The sequence below is a fragment of the Lysinibacillus sp. NPDC097287 genome (genome assembly GCF_044761695.1).
Lineage (GTDB): Bacteria > Bacillota > Bacilli > Bacillales_A > Planococcaceae > Lysinibacillus.
In genome coordinates this window covers 1-1,195 of record NZ_JBIWCX010000074.1, presented here as the reverse complement: position 1 = coordinate 1,195, position 1,195 = coordinate 1, and the positions used below count along the sequence as shown (strand labels likewise).

Sequence of the window (1,195 nt, the reverse complement as noted above, 5' to 3'; positions counted from 1 at the left end):
CGGTGGTGGGGTAGTACGACGTGTGATCGGTCGCAGCCAGGGTGAACCCCCTCCGATCAGCACTGCGGCAGTCACCGCCGATACCAGAATGTCGGTTTGGACGGTGATGGCTGCGGCGATCCCCCCTGAAGCGGCCAGGATGACCGCGGTAATCCACCAGATCATGCGATAGATGCTCATGGGGTGTAATCCGTTGTAGTGAGGAAGTTTCCGGCTGTTCATTTCTCGATGCGGTCCGCCGAAACGACGAATATGTTCGATCGCGCGAGCACATCAGCGGTCCCACAAAACATGGGGGAGGGGAATGTGACTGTGCGACAGGAACATTGATATGCGCCGTTTGTACGGTCCTATGTGTCATTGCTGCTCCAGTTGCGCGAGGCACGTATGCGCGGTGTCCCAGGGGGTGAGTGTGCTCTCGATCTGGCGTGCGCCAAGTCGTGTCAGAACTCCGCGTATCAGACCGAGGTGCAAGGAGCAGACAACGCCGGGGTTTTGTCGGGCGACGCTTTCGAACGGGCAGGCGTGCAATCGGATACGCGTTTCGACATTCGAGGGCTCGAGTTCCGGATCGAACCCCATCTCCGCGAACAGGGTGGTGAGGACGAGCGCCGTCTCTTCTGCGGATCGGCCGGCTCCGGAGGTTTCGCCGAGATCATCCAGCGCCCACTGTCGACCTGCTGCCTCGGCGAGGTTTTCCGGATCACCGGAGTGGCGCGCGAAGTGCGCCGCTAAAACGTGGGCTAACTTTTCGTATCCGGAGGTGATCCCGACTCCTGATCCGAGTGGATTCTGTGCCCGGTAGAGCTGGCGTGGACGTCCTCGGGCGACGTTGTGCTCGGTCTCCTTCGCGATCAGGCCGACTTCGATCAACGCGTTGAGGTGGAACCGAACTGTGGTCACATGCAGGTTGCACAGATCCGCCAGTTCGCTGGCGGCCATCGATTCCGCGCCGGCTCGTAAAGCGTCCAGCAGTTGGACTCGCCGCCGGGACGCAAGTACTGCATGGGTGCCGGCGCGCGCAGAACCGGTTCCCTTTCGTATCGCCATACTGTAAGACTTTAGAGGAAAGATTTCCTCGAAAATAGGCGGTGTCCTGAGAGGACGCTCATGACGTACGTGATCGCTGCACCATGTATCGACGTGTTGGACCGGGGGTGCGTCGAGGAATGCCCGGTGGACTGCATCTACGAAG

The 1,195-nt window shown here is 60.3% G+C and carries 2 protein-coding genes; both read right to left on the bottom strand.

Annotated elements, in window-relative coordinates; translation table 11 throughout:
* The coding region (locus tag ACIQ2D_RS22200) for a hypothetical protein (protein ID WP_402867440.1) at nt 1-180 on the bottom strand (180 nt) is incomplete at its 3' end.
* A 177-nt stretch (nt 181-357) separates the two neighbouring features.
* A partial coding sequence (locus ACIQ2D_RS22195) for a helix-turn-helix transcriptional regulator (RefSeq protein ID WP_483869760.1) occupies nt 358-1,195 on the bottom strand: 838 nt, incomplete at its 5' end.